This window comes from Blastocatellia bacterium (genome assembly GCA_025055075.1).
Classification (GTDB): domain Bacteria; phylum Acidobacteriota; class Blastocatellia; order HR10; family HR10; genus HR10.
Window position 1 is genome coordinate 110,144 of sequence record JANWYV010000033.1, and the last position, 20,635, is coordinate 130,778.

At 60.4% G+C, this 20,635-nt stretch carries 18 protein-coding genes; 12 read left to right on the forward strand and 6 right to left on the reverse strand.

Annotated features, from left to right (window positions below; genetic code table 11):
• Window positions 1-24: 24 nt before the first annotated feature.
• Window positions 25-363, reverse strand: coding sequence for a YtxH domain-containing protein (locus tag NZ746_08365; GenBank protein ID MCS6817379.1), 339 nt, complete (start codon window positions 361-363; stop codon window positions 25-27).
• 404 nt (window positions 364-767) lie between these two features.
• Window positions 768-2,288, reverse strand: coding sequence for a glutamate--tRNA ligase (gene gltX / locus NZ746_08370; GenBank protein MCS6817380.1), 1,521 nt, complete (start codon window positions 2,286-2,288; stop codon window positions 768-770).
• Between the two features lie 165 nt (window positions 2,289-2,453).
• Here gltX and NZ746_08375 point away from each other — a divergent pair, with 165 nt between their 5' ends.
• A complete protein-coding gene (locus tag NZ746_08375; protein MCS6817381.1) occupies window positions 2,454-4,535 on the forward strand; it encodes an anaerobic ribonucleoside-triphosphate reductase in 2,082 nt (693 codons plus the stop codon).
• Between the two features lie 8 nt (window positions 4,536-4,543).
• Here the strand turns inward: NZ746_08375 and NZ746_08380 are convergent, their stop codons facing one another.
• The 4 genes from NZ746_08380 to NZ746_08395 form a co-directional block, all read right to left on the reverse strand.
• Window positions 4,544-5,038, reverse strand: a complete 495-nt coding sequence (locus NZ746_08380) for a 3D domain-containing protein (protein MCS6817382.1) — start codon at window positions 5,036-5,038, stop codon at window positions 4,544-4,546.
• Between the two features lie 78 nt (window positions 5,039-5,116).
• Window positions 5,117-7,165: a sodium-translocating pyrophosphatase gene (locus NZ746_08385; GenBank protein MCS6817383.1), complete on the reverse strand. Its 2,049-nt coding sequence runs from the start codon at window positions 7,163-7,165 to the stop codon at window positions 5,117-5,119.
• Window positions 7,166-7,657: 492 nt separating this feature from the next.
• On the reverse strand, window positions 7,658-8,368 hold the full coding sequence (gene sfsA / locus NZ746_08390; GenBank protein MCS6817384.1) for a DNA/RNA nuclease SfsA: 711 nt from the start codon (window positions 8,366-8,368) through the stop codon (window positions 7,658-7,660).
• A 199-nt stretch (window positions 8,369-8,567) separates the two neighbouring features.
• Window positions 8,568-8,693: a hypothetical protein gene (locus NZ746_08395; protein MCS6817385.1), complete on the reverse strand. Its 126-nt coding sequence runs from the start codon at window positions 8,691-8,693 to the stop codon at window positions 8,568-8,570.
• 69 nt (window positions 8,694-8,762) lie between these two features.
• Between NZ746_08395 and NZ746_08400 the strand changes: the two genes are divergently transcribed.
• From NZ746_08400 to NZ746_08450, 11 genes are all read left to right on the forward strand, one after another.
• Window positions 8,763-10,772 carry a heterodisulfide reductase-related iron-sulfur binding cluster gene (locus tag NZ746_08400; GenBank protein ID MCS6817386.1) on the forward strand — a complete coding sequence of 670 codons (2,010 nt, stop codon included), beginning with the start codon at window positions 8,763-8,765 and terminating at the stop codon, window positions 10,770-10,772.
• A gap of 414 nt (window positions 10,773-11,186) precedes the next feature.
• Window positions 11,187-11,720, forward strand: coding sequence for a VOC family protein (locus NZ746_08405; protein ID MCS6817387.1), 534 nt, complete (start codon window positions 11,187-11,189; stop codon window positions 11,718-11,720).
• Window positions 11,721-11,740: 20 nt separating this feature from the next.
• A complete protein-coding gene (locus NZ746_08410; protein MCS6817388.1) occupies window positions 11,741-12,934 on the forward strand; it encodes a hypothetical protein in 1,194 nt (397 codons plus the stop codon).
• A 15-nt stretch (window positions 12,935-12,949) separates the two neighbouring features.
• Window positions 12,950-14,233 (forward strand): hypothetical protein, encoded by a 1,284-nt coding sequence (locus NZ746_08415; protein MCS6817389.1) that lies wholly within the window; start codon window positions 12,950-12,952, stop codon window positions 14,231-14,233.
• A gap of 16 nt (window positions 14,234-14,249) precedes the next feature.
• Window positions 14,250-14,810 carry a pyridoxamine 5'-phosphate oxidase family protein gene (locus tag NZ746_08420; protein MCS6817390.1) on the forward strand — a complete coding sequence of 187 codons (561 nt, stop codon included), beginning with the start codon at window positions 14,250-14,252 and terminating at the stop codon, window positions 14,808-14,810.
• The gene (locus NZ746_08425; GenBank protein MCS6817391.1) at window positions 14,807-15,703 is read left to right on the forward strand and encodes a CoA transferase subunit A; all 897 of its coding nucleotides are present in this window, start codon (window positions 14,807-14,809) and stop codon (window positions 15,701-15,703) included. Before NZ746_08420 ends, NZ746_08425 begins: the two co-directional genes overlap by 4 nt.
• Window positions 15,704-15,706: 3 nt before the next feature.
• A complete protein-coding gene (locus tag NZ746_08430; protein MCS6817392.1) occupies window positions 15,707-16,513 on the forward strand; it encodes a hypothetical protein in 807 nt (268 codons plus the stop codon).
• 14 nt (window positions 16,514-16,527) lie between these two features.
• Window positions 16,528-17,682, forward strand: coding sequence for an LLM class flavin-dependent oxidoreductase (locus tag NZ746_08435; GenBank protein MCS6817393.1), 1,155 nt, complete (start codon window positions 16,528-16,530; stop codon window positions 17,680-17,682).
• A 9-nt stretch (window positions 17,683-17,691) separates the two neighbouring features.
• Entirely contained in the window at window positions 17,692-18,468 is a 777-nt protein-coding gene (locus NZ746_08440; protein ID MCS6817394.1) for a glucose 1-dehydrogenase, read from the forward strand.
• 32 nt (window positions 18,469-18,500) lie between these two features.
• Window positions 18,501-18,893 carry a nuclear transport factor 2 family protein gene (locus NZ746_08445; GenBank protein MCS6817395.1) on the forward strand — a complete coding sequence of 131 codons (393 nt, stop codon included), beginning with the start codon at window positions 18,501-18,503 and terminating at the stop codon, window positions 18,891-18,893.
• 29 nt (window positions 18,894-18,922) lie between these two features.
• Window positions 18,923-20,614, forward strand: a complete 1,692-nt coding sequence (locus NZ746_08450) for an AMP-binding protein (protein MCS6817396.1) — start codon at window positions 18,923-18,925, stop codon at window positions 20,612-20,614.
• Window positions 20,615-20,635: the final 21 nt, after the last annotated feature.

A 20,635-nucleotide genomic window follows, 5' to 3' on the forward strand; every position in this document is an offset into this window, starting at 1 on the left:
GGCTCGCTTCTCCTTTACGGGGGCTCATCCTTCGGCTTCCGCTTTCCGCTTCTCCTCGCGATAAGCTTGTCGGCCGGCTTCGATGGCCGCCGAGAGGCGCTCTCGCGTTTCAGCCACGCGCTCCTTAGCTTCTTCAGCGAGCGCCGCCGCTTTCTCGCGCCCAGTCTCGACCAATTCCTTCGCCCGCTCGCGCGCCGTCTCGTAGGCCTCGCTCGCCTTCTCCAAGCCGCGCCGAGTCTTCTCAGCGATGTCCTCGCGCAATTCTCGCCCGGACTTCGGAGCGAAGAGTAGAGCAACAACAGCTCCCAAGCCGAATCCGATCAAAAAATAGGTCAATCGGCTCGCTCCATTATTTTCCGCCATAGTGCCCTCCTCGCAAATTGAGCGTTCACCCGTTCAGTTTACTCGGCCTTTGGGAAATCCGTCAATGAAGCGCCGACTCTTCGTTGGCGCGACTCACTTCTCATCTCGTCTAAGTGAAATCACGGTGGCCAAGATGAGAGCGAAAGCCGGGGAACTCGCGACCGACAGAGGACCACCGACTGAAGTTATCGCTTGGGGCGAGCAGGAGAAGGCACAGCGCGAGGGTACTGATTGACACGAGCCGATGCGAGCTGCCGCGGGAAGCGCTCCACTGCCTCCTCCGAGAGGCGTCCCCATGCACGCTCGCTCATGAGTCCGAGTCTCCAAAAGAAGCTCGCCGCCCTATCTCCGCAAAAGAGGGCGTTCATCCGGCCGGAAGAGCCGTTCGGTGTTCATCATCGGCGTCAGCGCGATGGCGATTCTGCTCGCGCGCGCTCGGCCCACATCAGGAACGTTCGAAGCCGTTCCCGCACCGAGGGGATCGGATGCGGCAGGGGGAGCATCGAACCGATCTCGTAGATTGGGACGAGCTTGTCCAGCTCCGGTCCTGAGGGACGACCCGTGAGCGCGATCCGAATAGGGTGGAAGAGGGCACGCCCCTTGCGCCCTGTCTGTTCGCGGACACGAGCGGCCGCCGCGCGAAAGGTCTCGGCCGTGATTTCGGGGACCTCAGCCAATTCCTGATCCAATCGGGCGAGGACGTCGAGGGCGCTCGGATCCTCTATGACTTCGCGAACTTCCGGATATGCGAGCGCGGCCGAGAGATCATAGTCGAAGATGATTCGCGTCTCCTCGACGATCTGCGAGAGGTGATCCAGATGAGTGAGCACGGCATCCACGACGCGGCGAAGCCATTCGCGAGTCGGCGCATCTACGGACGCGGGGATACGCCCCACCTCCTGTAAATACGGCAGGACAGCCGTCACCAGCTCATCGAGCGGCTTGGCCTTCAGATACGCGCGGTTCATCCACTTGAGCTTCTGCAGATCGAAGATCGCCGGCGCCTTGGAGACGTTCTCCAAAGCGAACAACTGCAGAAGCTGCTCGCGTGAGAGGATCTCGCCCACCTCTTGTGGAGGTGCCCAACCGAGCAGGGCGAGAAAGTTGAACAGGGCTTCGGACAGGTACCCGTGTTCGCGGAACTCGCGAAGGGCCGTCGCGCCATGTCGCTTGGAGAGCTTCGTTCCGTCTGCCCCGAGGATCGTCGAGAGGTGCGCGAAGACCGGAGGCGTTGCTCCTAAGGCCTCATAGAGCAGAAGCTGCCGCGGAGTATTCGGCAGATGCCCATCACCGCGGATCACATGAGTGATGCGCATGAGCAGATCGTCCACGACGACGGCGAAATTGTAAACGGGCCAGCCGTCGGATTTCAGGATGACGAAGTCGCCGATGACCTCAGCCTCCCATCGCACAGAGCCGCGCACCACATCCTCCCAGACGATGGGCCCCGAGCGCACGCGGAAACGCAGGGTATGCGGTTCCCCAGCTTCCGCTCGTTCGCGCGCCTCCGAATCGGAGAGCGCGCGACACCGTCCCCCGTAACGATACGGACGGTTCTCCGCGCGCGCGCGTTCGCGCTCCCGTTCCAGCTCCTCCTCCGTGCAGAAGCACCGATAGGCCCATCCCGCATCTAGCAGCCGCTCGGCGTATTCCCGATAGAGCGTCAGGCGTTCGCTCTGCCGATACGGACCGAAATCTCCACCGACATCGGGGCCCTCGTCCCAATCGAGGCCAAGCCAGCGCAAATCTTCCAGAATGTGCGCTTCGTACTCTCGGCGCGAGCGCTCCACATCCGTGTCCTCGATGCGCAGGACGAAGCGGCCGCCGTGCTGTCGCGCGAAGAGCCAATTGTAGAGCGCCGTTCGCACGTTCCCGACATGAAGCTCTCCCGTCGGACTCGGCGCGAAGCGTACTCGTACAGTCATCACCGCTTTCCTCTCCCCATTCCCGCTCTCGCGAGCGGCGCGCGAATTTCGTCTTCGGCCCTCGGGCTTATTATAGTCGGAGGGGGCCTTGAATCGAAGAGGGTTTTGAGATAGCATGGACGGCCACAGGGGGGAAGGGCGATCTTCCGCTGGTGGGGATGGATTATGGCAGGGGACGTGGCGTGGTCACAAGAAGAAGCAGGATCGGATTCACAGCTGTACGTTCGCCGCTCCGATGAGCAACTCGCGCGCTTTGATCCTCAGCAGATCGTGGAGGCGTTGGTTCGGGAAGCGCACGTGGATGTCGAGCTGGCGACGAAGATCAGCCTGGAGGTCAAAGAGGCGATCACGCACGCGGGCATCCGCACGCTCAACTCTTCACTCATCCGCGAGCTGGTGAACGTGAAACTCTTGGAGTACGGCCTGGAGGCCGCATATCGCGCGCATTCGCGACTCGGGGTTCCGCTCTACGACGCCGATCGGATCATTCGGCAGAGTGCACGGGAGCAAGATGCCCCGCCGCATGGGCCGGAAGGCACGAGCCTCGTTCTCGCGGAAGCCATCAAGCGAGAATATGCGATTCGAGAGGTCTTCTCCGAAGCGGTCGCGGAGGCCCATCTGGCCGGAGCGATTCATATTCAAGGTCTGGGGATGGTGGATCGCCCCTACGCTTTGGCCAGCTCCGTGGATTATCTCAAACGCTATGGGATCGTGTTGCCGCACGGGTTCGCGAGCGCGCGACCGGCGCGGCATCCCGAGGTCTTGCTCGCGCATGTGGTGAAATTCTCGGCGGCGCTCCATGGCTATTTGGCCGGGCCGGTCGTCTGGGATAGCCTCAATGTAGCGCTCGCACCGTATTTGGTGGGCGCTGAGGATCGCGATCTCCGCCAATTGGCGCAAGCGCTCATGTTCGAACTCTCGGCTCCGGCCGTCGCGCGAGGGGGGCAAGTCGTCGCGTGCGATGTGCATCTGGATTGGGAGGTGCCGGCATATCTGGCATCTCGTCCAGCGCTCGGGCCTCAAGGTGAAGAGACGGGCGAACCCTATGCGGCATATGGGGAAGTGGCGCGCCGATTTTTACGCCAATTGCTGGAGGTCTATCGAGAGGGGGACGCCGAAGGGCGGCCTTTCCTCACCCCACGTCTCGTCCTGCATCTGACGGATCGGTTCGCAACGATCGAAGGTTATCGCGAGTTCCTCGAGCTCTTGTGCGATGTCCTCGTACATCGCGGCGGCGTGCGCCTGGTCTTCGATCGGGATGAGACACGAAGCTTCTTCTTGCGATTCGGCGTTCCTTTCGAGGTTGGCCATGAGCGTGCCGAGACCTGGCGATGGCGCACAGCTGTGCTGCAAGCGATCGCCGTGAACCTCCCCCGCATCGGGTATCACACCGAGGGCGACGTGCCCGCCTTCTTCGAACAGCTCACCCACGTGATGGAGTTGGCCGCGCAGGCGCATTTGGAGAAGCGCATCTTCTTGGAGAAGCTGATGGCGCTTGGGGAATCGGGGCCACTCGCTCTACTGGCCTTGCGCCGCTCGGAGATGGCGTTCCTCAAGCTCGCGTGGACAACGCATCTCCTCTGTCCCTTCGGGCTGGACGAGGCGGTGTGGATGCTCACGGGCAAGCATCTGCACGAGTCCGATCAGGCCGTGGAGATGGCCTTGCGGATTACGTCCCACTTGATGCGAGAAGCTGAGCGTCTGAGTGCGAAGCATAAGGTTCGGTTCATCGTGGCCGATTCGACGGACGAAGTCGCTGCTGCCCGACTGGCGCGCCTGGATTTGAGATCTCCGTTCGCCGCGCGTGCTGCTGCGACGGTCTCCGGGGATGTGGAGCGGAATGAGGTGTACTACAGTCGGCCCTTCAAGGTGCTCCCCCAGGCTGCCGTGCGCGCTCTCGAACGCGTGCGCATCGAAGGGTTGCTTCATGACCTCGGGCCGTTCGGCGTCACGACGCCAATCTGGCTGGGAGAAAAGGCGACGGCAGCAGAGCCGCTGGCAGCACTCATCTCACGCGGATTCTTCCAAACGCATTCCGCGGGCATTCTGCTGGCGCCGGAATTCACGCTCTGCATGGAGTGCGGGCGATACGCGCGCGGCCTCCACAAGCAATGTCCGTATTGTTACAGTTCGCGACTCGACGGATTGGCGCTCGGCACATATGCCTTCGGTCGCCTCTCGACGTGGAATCGTGGCCTTCTGGCTGAATGGCGGCATCGCTATCGCGTGGATGAGGACCTGGGGTGAACAGAGGCTCACCGATGAGAGGCCGAAGTCTTCTCTCCCCATCTGAGGACGCGCACCTTCACCCGTCGCACGCCGAAGGCTCGCGCTTCTTGCACTGTGGGCATCCAAATGTCGAGCATGCGTCCACGGATGCTCAATCCTGTGTCGAGCACCGTGTAGATCCCCGAATAGGGGCCGGCCGAGAGATGAACGATCGAGCCGATCGGCAGGATCTTGGGATCAGCGGCGACAATTCCTTTACGGACGGGTTCTCCTGAAGCCGTCTTTCCAGGCAGCGAATACGCCGTCGCGAGAAACGTGAGCGCCGGAAGACGCTCGATATCCTGTCGGAGTACGTCCTCTTCCGACGGAGTCGTCACGGAGACGTTCGGAGTCGCCTCTTCCTCTCTCAACGCCCGGGCGGAAAAATAAGCGTGCGTGGAGACCATGGCGAGGAGCAGCCAGAGGAGTAGCGATGTGCTCATCCAGCCGCGCGCGGTTCCGCAAGCGCGACTTCGGCTCATCGGTCCACCTCCTGTCGCTGATCTCGCACGCACGAATTCCCCCTCGTCCGGCTCAGTCACAATCCACATGTGATTCCCTCACCGCGAGAAGATTCCGGAGCCAAGAATGGGGGCGATGACGAGGCTCACCACGGACATGAGCTTGATGAGGATGTTCATCGAAGGACCAGCCGTGTCCTTAAACGGATCGCCCACGGTGTCGCCCACGACGGCCGCCTTATGCGCGTCGCTCCCTTTCCCACCGAATTCGCCCTTCTCAATATGTTTCTTGGCGTTGTCCCACGCTCCCCCAGCGTTTGCCATGAGTAGGGCGAGCATCACGCCGCTCACGGTCGCACCAGCCAACATCCCGCCCAGCGCCTCTTTTCCGAAGATGAGCCCCACGAAGACAGGGGTCAGAACGGCCACCAAACCGGGCGTGATCATCTCCCTCAATGCTGCAATCGTGGAGATGTCAATGCAGCGGGCCGTGTCAGGCTTGGCGCGTCCTTCCATGAGCCCTTTGATCTCGCGGAACTGGCGACGCACTTCTTCCACCATCTTGAAGGCCGCGCGGCCCACCGAGGCCATCGTCGAAGCGGCGATGAAGAAGGGCATGGTGCCTCCGATGAAAAGGCCGATGACGACATAGGGGCTCGTCAGATCGATCGTGGGAATCCTGGCCGCACTCTTATAGGCTGAGAAGAGTGCCAACGCCGTCAGCGCCGCGGACCCAATAGCGAATCCCTTGCCGACAGCCGCCGTTGTATTGCCCAGCGCATCCAAGCCATCGGTGATCCGGCGCACATCCGGGCCCAAGCGGCTCATCTCCGAGATCCCTCCTGCGTTATCCGCGATCGGTCCGTACGCGTCCACGGACATCACCAAGCCGATCGTCGCTAACATGCCGACGGCCGAGATGCCAATGCCGTAGAGCCCCGCGACCGTGTAGGAGAGCAGAACGGCGAGGCAGATCCCCAGAACGGGCAGGACCGTAGATTTCATTCCGACCGCGAGGCCCGTGATAATATTCGTCGCCGCACCCGTTGTCGCCGCGCGAGCGATTTCGAGAATCGGCTTCTTCGCCGTGTAATATTCGGTGATGTATCCGATGAGCAAACCCACCAGAGTCCCGCTAGCGAGCGCCCAGAAGGGACCGTAATAGACGGGGCTTTCCGGCAGGTCCAGATCGAGTGCGACGACAGCCGCCAGCGCTCCCGCGAGCATCAAAAGCGCTGCCAATGCTGTCGCCGTCCGCAGCACAGTGGCGGGATCGGCTTTCTTCAACAAACGCACCAACAGCACGCTGAGCAGCGAACTCACAGTTCCAATCGCTGCCACGAGAAGCGGCAACACCATCCACGGTAGCCGATCTCCTGGCAGTGGGATCGTCGCCGCGATCGTGATCGTCGCGATGATCGAGCCGACGTAGGACTCGAAGAGGTCGGCACCCATGCCCGCCACGTCTCCCACGTTATCTCCTACATTGTCGGCGATCGTGGCCGGATTGCGCGGATCATCTTCGGGGATGCCGGCTTCGACTTTCCCCACCAGATCCGCTCCTACATCAGCCGTCTTCGTGTAAATGCCGCCGCCGACGCGAGCAAAGAGGGCGATGGAGCTCGCGCCCATGGCGAAACCGCTGATGATCATCGCCGTCTTATCGGGGGGGAAGCCGAGAAGCTGCGTGTACACGTAAAGAAGAAGGCCTACTCCCACTAACCCAAGGCTCGCCACCGACATCCCCATGACGGCGCCTCCGCTGAAGGCCACCATCAGTGCAGCGCGTTGACCAACCCGGCGAGCTGCTTCGGCCGTGCGCACGTTCGCTCGCGTGGCCGCTTTCATGCCGAAGAATCCGGCTAAGAGCGAGCAGAGCGCTCCGAAGACGAACGAGAGCGCCGTCTTATTTCCTTCCGGGAGTCCAAAGAAGATCGCCGTCGCCACCACGAGGATGAAGATCGAGAGGATCTTGTACTCTCGCTTCAGGAAGACCATCGCCCCTTCGTGGATGGCGTTGGAGATTTCGATCATCACACCCTCTCCGGCCGGCTGCCGAACGACCTGCATATACGTGAGCGCCGCGAAGCCCAATCCCATCAGCCCTAAAAGGGCCGCGATGATCATTATGCCTGTTGCCTCGAACATAGGACCGCCCGACCTCCCCCCATGAATTGGTCGTGAAAGGCTAGCACACCCGCCCGATCTTTTCAAGACCGACGTAAGCGCTCCAGATCTCAGCAAAAGAGGCGCACGAGAGAAGGCGAAAAAATCGTAGTGCGCTTCGTTCGAAAGATTCAACGAGGGTTGAAACCGTTTGATGCGCCAGATGCTCAGCCGATCGAACTTCAAATCCGATCTCACCGCAGCCGGGATTCGCCGAGAGAGGTGACCTCCTTTGAGGCGCTGTAGTTCGACATTCCGTCCTCTCGCTCAGCGGAAGACTTCGCCTTTCCACGGAGAGACGGCTGAGATGCGATGGAGAAATGGCGAAGGTCAATGCATCAAGCCGCGCGGGGATGAGCGACAGTAAGCGAATCTGTTCGAATCAAAACGGAGCCGATGAGGCCGGCCATCGCGACCGCGGCGAAAGGCATGCTGTGAGAGCGCTCGCTCCACTTCAAGAAGTCCTGACGCCCATCAGCAGAGGCAGGAGGGGATCTCGACAGGGATGGCGCTTTCTATCGTGATGCGGCGAAGGGTGAGTGAGCAGAGATAAGCCCAGAACTTCACGCCGGCCCGCTGAGCTTCTCGCCCAGCTTCAGCGAAATCCGGATCCGCATGCGCATCGAGCCGCAGAAGACGCGCGTCATCCCGCTGGACGAACCAAATCACAGCGGCGTGCATCCCGTGCCGCGCCGCGCGCGCGAGCGCGCGCAAGTGACGCGCGCCTCGAGCCGTCGGAGCGTCTGGGAAGAGCGCGATGCCTCTTTCCACTCGATTGCAAGATTTCGTCTCCACAAACCAAAAGCCATCGGCCGCCCGTACGCGGAAGTCTATGCGTTCTCCCCCCAACTGGATTTCTCGCTCCCAAGAGCGCACCCCCTCTATTGGCGGGAGGCCTCCGGCGCGAAGGACCGCCTCCCACAGGCGATTCGGTATATGACTGTCCACCCCCACCCATCGGCCCTGATGTCGGACGAGCAGCACGGTCCCCCATGTCTTACCGCGTTCCGTCGGATGAATGCGCACCGAGGCGCCGGGAACTAAAAGCTCCTTCATGCGACCGGAGTTCGGAAGATGCGCATATCGAATCGAGTCCCCGACGATGACTTCGACAGCGAAACGATTCACGCGTCGCACGACGCGACCCGGAAGAAGCGGTTGAGGGAGCGGCAGGCCAATGCGCATCACCCATCCCTCGGGCGAAAAGAATCGGCCCCGGAAGCTCCTCCCGTTGAGAGATAGGGCTTCGCTTCGTCAGAGAAAATCAACCCCGAAGCAAATGCTCGCTCCATTGGGCTACCTGATCTGCGCGCGGCAGCTTCCGTCACGCCTTTTCTCGCAAAGCGCACGACCCGCTAGTATACGCCACTTCGAATCGGTTCATCTATGGGTTGTTCGGGAGAACGAGAAGTGAGAGCAAAAGCTCGCGACGGGGGAATTGTCGGGCGATCCCCTCCAGACCTTCGGCGAACGCCTCGTTCCCAAAGGCGAGCGAATCCTCGACAGTCAAGGCTTCCTCGCGTATCCTTTTCCACTTCTCAAACGGGCGTTTGTCAAAAGCATCGTCGAGGGAAAGAGCATGCCAACACGCGAGGTCTATTGGAACATTGACCATGTTTGGGTGATGTATGCTTTACTTGTCCCGACCTTGGTGATCTTCGGCTACGGCATTTACCGCCGGTACCAACTGTGGCGAAGAGGGCGACCATATGCGTTCCGATGGGGAGAGGTGCTTCCGCGCGCGAAGGTCGTCGTCCTGGAGGTGTTGGCGCATCAGCGCATGCTTCGAGAGACTTACTCTGGATTCTTTCACTTCCTTCTCTTCGCCGGATTTCTCGTCCTTTTCGTGGGCACGCTCGTCGTGATGATTCATGAGGATTTCAAGATTCGGATCATGCAGGGCGCCTTTTATCTCTATTTTCAATCGGTTGCTCTCGACGTATTCGGGGCGTTGGCCATTTTCGGCCTGGTGATGCTCGCCGTGAAGCGCTATCTCGTTCGATCACCCCGATTGCACGTCAATGTCCCCGAGCGCGCTAATGCGCTGCGACAGCGACCTTGGGAGGATGCCGGCCTCTTCGCCCTTGTCTTCAGCATTTTGGTCACCGGCTTTCTCATCGAAGGATTACGAATCGCGGCCACTGACGATCCGTGGGGGCATTGGTCGCCTATCGGCTGGCTCTTGGCTGAATGGTTCGAGGCTCAGTGGGACGTCGGGACGATGCGGAGTGCTCATCGGTTCCTCTGGTGGCTCCATCTGGTGCTTTCCTTCGGATTCATCGCGTGGTTGCCGTATACGAAGCTCCTGCATGTTTTCACTGCCGTGGCGAACATCTTTCTCCGTCCCATCGAGCCCGCTGGCGCGCGCCTCAAGCCACTCGACGTCGAAGCGTCCGAAGTGCTGGGCATCAATCGCATCGAGGATTTCACTTGGAAGGACTTGCTCGACTTGGACGCTTGCACCGCGTGCGGGCGGTGTCAGCAGGAATGTCCGGCCACCGCGACGGAAAAGCCACTTTCTCCGAAAACACTTATTCTCGATCTCCGGGAGGCCTTATCGACATCAGGGAAGGAGAGCGTTCCCCTCATTGGGCGGTTCGTCCGGGAGGAAACGCTTTGGTCGTGCACGACGTGCATGGCCTGTATGCAGGCCTGCCCCGTCTTCATCGAGCATGTGCCGAAGATCGTGAATCTGCGACGGTATCTCGTCATGGAGGAGGCTCGCGTGCCAGAGCTGATGGCCGAAGCACTTCGATCGCTCGAGGACCGGGGCCATCCCTTCCGAGGGACGACGCTCTCGCGCACCGACTGGTGTCGCGATCTCATGGTGCCGCATGTTCGAGAGGCCGATTCGATAGACTTCTTGCTCTGGATCGGATGTGCCTCGGCGCTCAACGAACGCAATCAACGGGTCGTTCGGGCTCTCGTCCGCGTACTGCGAGAGGCTGGTCTGCGTTTTGCTGTCCTCGGCGCGGAAGAGCGGTGCACTGGTGATCCGGCCCGTCGGATCGGAAACGAATATCTCTTCGAGCAATTCGCGCGCGAGAATATTCAACGCCTGGAGAAGTATGACGTTCGCAAGATCGTGACCGTGTGTCCACATTGTTTCAATTGTCTCGCGCATGAATATCCTCAGTTCGGGGGAAATTACGAGGTGCTTCACCATAGCCAACTTTTGGCCGATCTCGTGAGAAGGGGACGCTTGCGTCCCTGGCAGTTCTCGGCTCAGACAGTGACGTATCATGATCCCTGCTACCTCGGGCGATACAATGGCATCTACGAGGCTCCGCGGGATGTCGTTCAAGCGTGTGCGCACGAGCTGCGAGAGATGTCGCGTTGCCGGGATCGCGCTTTCTGTTGCGGCGCCGGGGGCGGACTGATGTGGATGGAGGAGTTGGGACGGCGCATCAATCACGAACGGGCGGCGCACGTTCTCGCGACGCAGGCTGAGGTCGTCGCCGTCTCCTGTCCCTTTTGCTTGATCATGCTGGAGGACGGAGTCAAAGCGAAGGCCGAGGGGCGAGCGATCGAGACTCTCGACATCGCCGAGCTTCTGGAGCGCGCCTTAGGTAAGGGCGAGGAGCATTAGCCCGAGTCGCTGCGAGAGCCCTCGGTAGGGGGACGCCCTATATCCCAAGACATGCGGTGGGGGCAATGCGGATTTCCTCGATGGTCTCCCCGAAATGGGCGGGGAAAAGGGGACTTGACTCGATGGGCGAGGTGTGGTAATTTACCAAACGGTTGTTTGATGACGGATGTGGGAGCTCGTAGCGCGAGGTTGGCCTTGAGGAGCGAGGGGGGCAGCCTCTGGGCAGCGTTCGAGCGGATGTGAAAGGGTTCGGAAAATCGAAGGATGCGTCCGGCTGGTCCTGTCTCGAGGACTGGGATGGCGGTAGCCTGTCAGGCCCTCGCGGGTATTTTCTTCGAATCGGCTGACCAATCCAACGCGTTTGAAGAAAGCAACGTGTCAGGATCCTCATCGACCTGTATCTCTGTGAAGGCTGTGGATCATATCGCCATCGCCGTGTGGTCCATTGAGGAAGCGCTCGTCCTGTTCCAAGATGTTCTCGGCGGCGAGTTCCTCATGGGCGGAGATGATGAGAGGTTGGGCATCCGGACCGTCCAACTGCGCCTTCCGCCGGGTGTGAAGATCGAATTGTTACAGCCGATCCGTGACGATTCCTTCCTTCATCGCTTCTTGCGGCACCGGGGACCAGGCGTCCATCATCTCACGATCATCGTTTCTGATCTCGAAGCTGCTCTGGAGCAGTTCCGCGCTCTTGGATTTGAAACGATTGGCACTGATCTTTCCTCCCCGACGTGGCGGGAGACATTCCTTCGACCGAAATCCACTTTTGGGGTTCTCTTGCAGGTCGTGGACACGACGCTTCGCTGGGACCAGCCTATTGAGGGTATCACGCTCGAGGACGTGCTGAGGGGGCACGTCCAATGGTGGGAGGATCGACCCAGACTTCGATCACCTGCCGATCTCAGGAAAGAGGATGGAGAAAATGGGGGGCCTTCGGAAAACTCTTGATGAGAAAGGGGGCGAGAGCTATGTCCGTTCGAAAGATTGAGATGGTCGGTGTTCCGAACTCGTATTGGTCAGCCATCGACAATTTGATGGCACAGGAAATGGGGGAGGGAACGTTCCGCAATACTGTCGTTGTGCTTCGCTTCAGCCAGGAACGTCCCTCCTTGAGTATTGGAGTGAACGACGACGGGGATCGAATAGACGCGCGGCGCGTCCGCGAGCGCGGACACGTTCCGTTTCGCCATCTTTGCTGCGGAGGAGGAGCAGGTGCCTTTACGGAAGGCTTGCCCTTGATCCTCTACTACTATCGGAGGCCCTACGAGAAACCCACTGTCACACTTCTCTCTCAGTCCGATTTGAATGGCCGGGCGAATGCAGCAGCTCTTCGTCGGCTGGGCTTCACGGCCGAATATCGTGCCATCGGAGATACGGAGATTCTGCTCGGGGAAGCGCGATACAAGGTCGTCGCCAGTTACGCGGGAAACTACGCTTTGCCCGACTATTGGTCCGCATGCAGCTCGATCATCTGGGACCCGCTGCCTCCGGAGACAGCTCGCGCGTATGTTGAATGCCTGCATCACTATCCGGAGAAATTCGAAGATAAAGAGACCAAGACACCACAGGCGCGCATGAAACCGCTGCGGGAGATTGCCGAACAGCAAGGGATGACGCTTCGGCTCGAAGAAGTCATCGAGGCGGTGATCGAGGAGAATGTGAGGGCGCTCATGGGAGAGGAAAGGATCGTCTCCGAGGCGTGGGCGGAGGAGGAGGCGGCTGAGCTGGCGCGGACCGTGTCTTTCTTCGAGAGCGAGACGTGGATCAAGCGGCTCTCGACAAAGCGGATGTGCATGGAAGCGCCTTCGGGGAGCCGATTGGGCAAAGCAGCGTATAAGGCGCGCAAGTTGATCGTCACCAGCCTCCTTGTCAATAAGCAGGGGGACATTGAAGACTGCTTGATTATGGGGGATTTTTACTGGAGGCCGCAGGCGACGCTCTTCTCGCCGGGCGCGCTGGAGTATTTTCGCAAGGCCTTGCAGGGGATCACCGTGAGCGACGAAGAGGAGATTCGGCGGGCAGTGGAAGGCATCTTCTCTCGACCGGATTTCGAGATGCCTTTGATCCAACCCGAGGACATCGTTCGGGCAATTCAAAAAGCGAGGGAGCGGCTCATCCCCGTCGAAGCATATGAAGAACCGCTCCGCACTCAGGCGGGATAAGAAGAGGGAGGAGACATGATCGAGGCTTATTGGGACGCTCGCTTAGAGACGATGCCGCGCGAGGAATTGAGTCGCTGGCAATGGGAGCGCTTGCGCCAGCAACTCGCCTACGCGTACGAGAATTCGGCGTACTATCGGAGCGCGTTCGAGGCGGCCGGGGTTCGACCTGAGGCGATCGCCAGTTTGGAAGAGTTCACAACGGCGGTGCCGTGCCTGACTAAGCTGCAAATTATTGAGGATCAACGCGAGCATCCGCCATTTGGGCGGCTACTGGCCGTCGCGCCAGAAACGCTGGTCCGCATCTACTGGTCGCCCGGACCAGAATTGATCATCTTTACGTCGGAGGACTACGCCTATGTGGTGGATCTCGCCGCCAAGGCGTTCTTCACCTGTGGTGTCCGTCCACAAGATATCGTGAACGTAACGTGCACGTATCACTGGGTCATTGCTGGGACAGTCGTTGACGAAGCGTTTCGGAAGATCGGATGCGCGGTGATTCCTGGGGGGGCTGGACAGAGCCGAATGCATGTGGACGTCATGCGGGCGACGCGGACGACCGTGCTTTTCGCTTTCTTTACTTTTGCTGAGGAATTGGGCAAGGTCGCCATGGAGATGGGGATCGATCCCGCACGCGATCTCTCACTCCGGTTAGCCATCGTAACTGGGGAGTTGCGGGCACGGACATTACGTCAAGAGCTGGAGCGAACCTTTGGCTTCCGGACGCGTGAGATCTACGGGACGAGCGAAGTCCCATTTGTGGCCGCCGAATGCTCGGAAGACGGTGGTATGCACCTGGATCCTCGCTTCATCGTCGAGGTCCTCGATCCGCAGACGCAGCAGCCGGTCTCTGAAGGGGAGAGCGGAGAGTTAGTAATCACCGATTTGATGAAACGAGCTCAACCGAGTATCCGATACCGGACGGGTGACATCACTGAAGGGCTCGATAGCACGCCCTGTCCGTGCGGGCGAACGACGCCTCGGATGAGACCGATCCTCGGCCGGGTTGGGCAAATTCCTCGCGTGAAAGGGCTCTTCATCGTCCCACGGGAGGTGGAAGAGGTCATCGGTCGGCATCCCGAGCTCGGGCGATTTCAACTCGTCGTAGACCGCCCGGAGATTCGGGATCGGCTCACGGTGAAAATTGAATTGAAGGGCGCGGCCGATGAGTCGAACTTGAGGGAGGTGCTCGCCCAAGAGCTGAAGGAGAAGATCCGCATGACTCCCGATGAGATCGTCTTCGTCCCCGAAGGATCTTTTCCCCCCGACGCGCCGGTCGTCGAAGACCTTCGGCGGGTGTGAATGAACGGGTGAGGCTATGAGTGAGAAATCATCACCTTCCGCGCGGCCGATTTGGTGGAGCCGACAGTACATCGAACCGTTCACGCTCACCGATGAAGAAGCGTGGCAGCTCATCACTTCTCCCCCTTGGCGCTGCGTGATCGCTTGGGTCACCCGAGACGGTCAACCGGTAGTTGCTCCGATGGCGTATCAAGTCCTCGATGGGAAGATCATGCTCACGACCACGAAGCAGCGGGATAAGGTAAAAGCCTTCCGGAAGAATCCCGCGATTTCCCTCTGCTTCCAAGATGAAAAAGGTTCAAAACATGTGACTGTGCGCGGTCGTGTGGAATTCTCCGATGACCCGACGCTCGTCCGCCGGTGGATCGCTGCGTACGTGGAGAGTTATGGGCAGCAGATGAGCGCGGAAGAGAGGCAACTCGAGGTGGCTCGGTATGACAGCCCAGATCGGCTCATCCTCATTATTCATGTGGAGAAGATGCGAACTTTCGACCGGGAGAAGATGACTCGCGCTGAGAGGGAAGGCCTCGACGTGTGGGGTGCAGCGACGCCTTCAGGTGAAGGAGAGCACTCATGATGGGGAAAAAGGCGAAAAAAGTCGTGTCTCTGGCCGAAGCGGCGTCCCTCGTGCGGGATGGAGATATTGTGGCGTTGCAAGGCATGGGGACACAGATGAGTCCGCTTGCGCTAGTGCGTGAGCTGATCCGAGCGGGCAAGCGCGATCTCACGATCGTGATGATCGTCGGGGGGATTGGGCTGGACTGGCTCATCGCGGCCGGATGCGTGCGACGCGTCATCGCCATCATCGTCAATCTCGACGAATTCGGTATGGCTCACGCTTTCCGCCGAGCCGTGGAAGCCGGCGCGGTCGTCATGGAGGAATACAGCGAGCATCAGCTCTTGTCGCGCCTTTTGGCGGGCGCCTATGGGCTCCCCTTTCTCGTCACGCGCTCTGGACTCGGCACGGACTTACTGGCGTTGCATCCGGAGACGACGCGAATCCTCACTTGCCCGTTCACCGGGCAAGAGGTTGTCGCTTGTCGGGCCCTGGAACCGGACGTCGCCATTCTCCACGCGCATCGCGCGGACATCTACGGCAACATCCAGTTCTTCCCCAAGCCCATCTGGCTTGATGCAGATGTCTTCCCGCGTGCCGCGAGGCGCGTCATCGTCACCGTCGAAGAGATCGTCGAGAACGAAGAGATCCGGCGAACGCCCCTTCACACGGGCATTCCCTATTTCAAGGTGGATGCTGTCGTCGAGGTCCCGTATGGGGCTCATCCGTGTTCTCTTTATCCCTTGTACGCCTTCGATCGAGCGATTTTCCAGGAATACGCGACCGCCTCGCGCACGATCGAAGGGACGCGGGCCTTTCTCGAGAAATACATCTACGGGCCAGCCTCCCACCAAGAGTATCTGCAGCGGATTGGAGGAGCGGAAGCGCTTTTGCGCATCCGGAGATGGGAGTGATGTATGGCCGAGATCGCACGCGACTACACAATTGATGAGCTGATGGTCGTCACACTGGCTCGGCAGTTTCGGAACGAGGACATCGTTCTCAACGGGACGGTCTCCTTCATTCCGGTCGCCGCGATTCTGCTCGCACGGGCCACGCATGCGCCGGGGCTCACATGGGTCGCCGGGGCTGTCGGCGTGGATGCTCAACCCGAGCCCATCATTGGCAATACGCTCGATCCGACGATGTGGAAGCGGTGCGTCATGTATCTGTCGCAGGAGCACATGTGGTCCTACGTGCATCGCGGCGTTCTGGAGACTTTTTGCATTCGGGGCGCGCAGATCGATAAATACGGCAACGTTAACAACACGGTCATCGGCGACTACGCGCGACCCAGAGTACGGCTGCCTGGATCGGCGGGGATGGGCGATATGGGGTCGCTCGACAAGCGCATCTTCATTTGGACGACGACGCATACGCCGCGGACGTTCGTCGAGCGAGTGGATTTCCGCTCGTGCGCGGGATATTTGGAGGGAGGGGATTCCCGCGAGCGATTGGGGTTGAAGAATGGGCCGCAGCTCGTCATCACGAACTTGTGCGTGATGGATTTCGAGCCAGAGAGCAAGCACATGCGGCTGAAGTCCTTGCACCCGGGCGTTACGGCCGAGGAGGTCCAAGTGCAGACAGGATTCACCTTGATTATTCCCAAGGACGTCCCGCAGACGGAGCCGCCGACGGTCGAGGAGATTCGTCTACTGCGCGAGGTCATTGACCCCTATGGGATGAGACGACGGGAGTTCCGCGGCGCCCCGGGGCGGGAGTGAAGGAGGATCGGCCCATGTCGTGGGGAGGGTCCGAGGAGGTGGAGCGGCGGCGTGTCGAGATTGGCGCGCCTGGGGGGATCATGCCTCCTTTCGAGAAGGTCATCCAGCAAGCGCAACGGGCCGAAGCGAAAGGATACGACGCCGTCTGGTGGCCCTGTCATCTGATGGGTTGGCATCCACAAGCGATTTGGCGGCCAGAGATCACGCCCTTGGCGCAAACGCAACCGAATGCGGATATTTATTTCGATCCTGTGGCGACGGTCGCCGCCGTCGGTGTGCAAACGACCCGCATTCGACTGGGGATTGGAGTCACCGATGTGATCCGTCGGCATCCAGCCATGCTCGCTCAAGCGGCGCTCACGCTCGATCACATCACGCGCGGACGAGTGATCCTGGGCCTCGGCTCGGGCGAGCGCTTGAACATCACACCCTATGGACTCGACTTCGATCAACCCGTCTCTCGGCTTGAGGAAGGGCTAGAGATCATTCGCCGATTGTGGGGATCTGGTGGGCGACCTGTTGATTTCGAGGGAAGATTTTGGCATTTGGAGAGCGCCGTGCTTGGTCTCCAGCCTTATGAAGGCCGATGCCCGCCGATCTGGATCGCCGCTCATGGGCCGCGCATGTTGCGGCTCACCGGGCGCTATGCCGATGGATGGTTGCCGACGAAGATGACGCCGGCCGAATATAGCGAGAAGCTGGCGCAGATTCACCGAGCTGCTCGCGAAGCCGGACGCGATCCCGCAGCGATTACGCCGGGCATGCTCGCCTATGTGCTCGTGGATGAGGACCGCGCGGCCGTCGCCCACATGATGGAGGCGGTCCTCGTAAAAGCCCTGTGTTTGCTGCTTCCGGCCGAAGTCTTCCGCCGCTTCGGCTATGAGCCGCCGTTTGGTCCCGGCGTGAGCGGTTTTCACGATTACATTCCGGCGCGCTTCGGATACGAAGAGGCCATGACAGCCATTCGTAAAGTGCCCCGCGAGATCGTCGCCTACTTCACGCTTCATGGAACTCCGGGGGACATCGCTGAGCAGATTTGGGCCCTCGCCAAAGCCGGACTGCGACACGTCGTGCTCTGGAATATCACGCCCTTCGCGGATCCCGCTCGCGCGCGCGCTTCGTTTCAAGCCTTGGATCGAGTGAAGGAGCTCGTGTCTGGGAGCGCATGACTGGAGAGGATGAAGATGCGATTCCTTGGGAAACGCGCGTTGGTGACAGGGGGAGCGTCAGGCATCGGTCGAGCCGTAGTCGAACGATTCGTCACCGAAGGCGCAGCCGTTGCCATCGCTGATATAGAGCAGGAGTCGGCGCGCATGTTGGCCAGTACGCTGCGCGCCCAAGGAGCGCGCGTCGTGGCTGTCGTCGGTGACGTCTCGCGGCTCGAGGACGCCGAACGCATGGTCGCTGAGGCCGTCGCTTCCCTAGGCGGACTCGATATCTTGATCAACAATGCGGGGACCGAGACCGTCGGTTCGGTCACGACGGCCCGCGACGAGGAGTGGGAGCGGCAGATCGCCGTCAATCTCAACGGCGTCTATCGCATGAGTCGGTTCGCCATCCCCGAGATCATTCGGGCCGGTGGAGGAGCCATTGTTAACGTCGCCTCAGTTGGCGGTCTCGTGGCCGTGCGAGAGTTCTCCGCCTATGGCGCTTCCAAGGCGGCCGTCATTCAACTGACGCGAAATATGGCCGCCGATTACGCCGAGTACGGCGTTCGGGTGAACTGCGTCTGTCCGGGGCCGGTGGATACCCCCTTGCTCGACCGCGCCTGTCGGCGCGTTGCGAGCGGTGGAAGTCCGGAAGAGGTGCGACAGATGTACGCCAGCTTCACGCTCCTCAAGCGGATCGCGCGGCCCGAGGAGATCGCCAACTGTATCGTTTTCCTCGCCAGCGACGAGGCCAGTTATGTGACCGGGGCCGTCTTCGTCGTTGATGGTGGGTTCACCGCTCAGTGAAAGGAAGCATCTGAATGGGAGGAGGAAGCTCGATGAACGTCGAGTCGGAGAAGGTCGTTCGCGCGTATTTCGCCGCTGTGAATGAAACCCGCCTTGATGATTTGGTCGCGCTCTTCGCACCCGATGCCTCACTGCATTTTCCGATGTCCGATCCCATCGTCGGGCGTGAGGCGATCGGCCAGTTCTATGCGAACGTGCTGCAGTTTTATCCCGAGCGGTTCGATGACGTGCGGCGACTCTTCTTCAGCTCAGAGGGCGATGTCGCTGTCGAGATTCACTTCGAGGGACGGACGCAGACCGGGCGACAGGTCACCTTCGAGGCCGTGGATCTCTTCACAATTCGACACGGGCAGATCTGGAAGCTGCAGATTTTTTACGACAGCGCGCGCGTCTTGCAGATGATCGGAGCGCTTCCGAAGACCTGAAGTCTGCTTCGGCCGTGAACGGAGGAGGCATGACGGCGTTTTACAACGAGACCTTTGAGTGGTCACCTCTCACTTATGGGGTGGCTTTGGAACGATTGGCGGCGCAATTTCCGGAAAGAGAGCTCTTCGTCTTCCATCACGTTGAGAACCCTGGACCCGGTGGAAAGGCTCTCCGGCGGGCGTACACGGCGGCAGAATTTTTGGCCGAAGTAAATCGCTTAGCTCGCGGGTTGCTGGCGCTCGGCGTCGCTGCGAGGGAACGCGTCGCTTTGTGGCTGGGCAACCTGCCGGAAGCGGCCATTGCGCAGTTCGCCATCGCGAAGATCGGAGCCATCGTGGTCCATGTCAACACGAGGTTCAAAGTTGGGGAACTCGAATACGTCCTGCGGCAATCCGAAGCGGCGACGCTCATCACGATGGATCGCTTTTTAGACACCGAGTACGAGGCTGTCGTTCGCGAACTCTGTCCGGAGGCGAGCGTCTGTGCGCCCGGAGAGCTTCGATCCCGTCGGTGCCCATACTTGAAACGCCTCGTCACGCTCGGGCCGCAGTCGCCGGGGATGTTCGCCTACGCCGATGTGCTTGCGCTTGGCGCTGAACCCAGGTGGGAGCGTGTACTTCGCCAACGGGAAGCGGACGTTCGTCCGGATGACATCGCACTCATCCAATATACGTCTGGCAGCACGGCCTTTCCGAAAGGCGTCATGCTCGCGCACGATCAGACTTTGCGCAACGCCTTCATCATGGCCGGGCGTGCGGGCTTCGACGAGAACGATCGCGTGCTCTCGGCTATGCCCCTGTTTCACATTGGGGGATCGGTGTGTGCGCTCCTTGGGGCCATCACGCGCGGCCACGTCTTACACATGATGACCAAGTTCGACGCAGGGGAGACGTTGCGGCTCTTTGAGGAAGAGCGGATCACGGCATATATCGGCATCGAGACGATGTTCTTCATGCTTCGGGAGCATCCGGACTTCGCGCGTCGAGATCGTTCGAGTTTGAGGAAGGGGTGGGCGGCCGGCTCTCCAGCACTGCTGCAAATGATCGCTGATGAGATCGGCATCCGACAGGTGTGCTCCGTGTATGGGCTCTCGGAAGCTAGTCCGAACGTCTGCATCACCGATTGGCGGGATGCGCGGGAGAAGCGGTTGCAGACGAATGGGCGGCCTCAGTCGGGCATCGAAGTGGAGATCCGGGATCCGGAGACCCGAGAGCGCCTGGCGCCTGGGCAACCCGGGGAGATCTGCGTGCGCGGTTACAGCGTGATGCGGGGGTATTATGGAATGCCCGAGGAGACGGCGCGCGCCATTGATGCGGGAGGATGGCTGCACACGGGAGACCGTGGCATGCTCACCGAAGACGGATACCTGATCTTCCTGGGGCGCTTGAAGGATGTGCTGCGCGTTGGGGGTGAGAACGTCTCGGCTCTGGAGGTCGAGAGCTTCCTCGTGTCACATCCTAAGATCGTTGCTGCGGCCGTCATCGGCGTCCCCGATCCGCAGTGGGGGGAAGTCCCGGCTGCTTTCGTGCAGCTCAAGGAAGGGGAGCGCCTGACTGAGGAAGAGGTCGTGGCGTACTGCCGTCAGCATCTCGCTCCCTTCAAAGTTCCACGATATGTTCGCTTCGTTCGGGAATTCCCGATGACCGGGAGTGGGAAGATTCATAAGTTGCAGCTTCGAGCATCCTTCGAGCGAGAGGCGGCAGGAGAGACCCCCTCATAGCTCGTGCGGATGGTTGAGAAA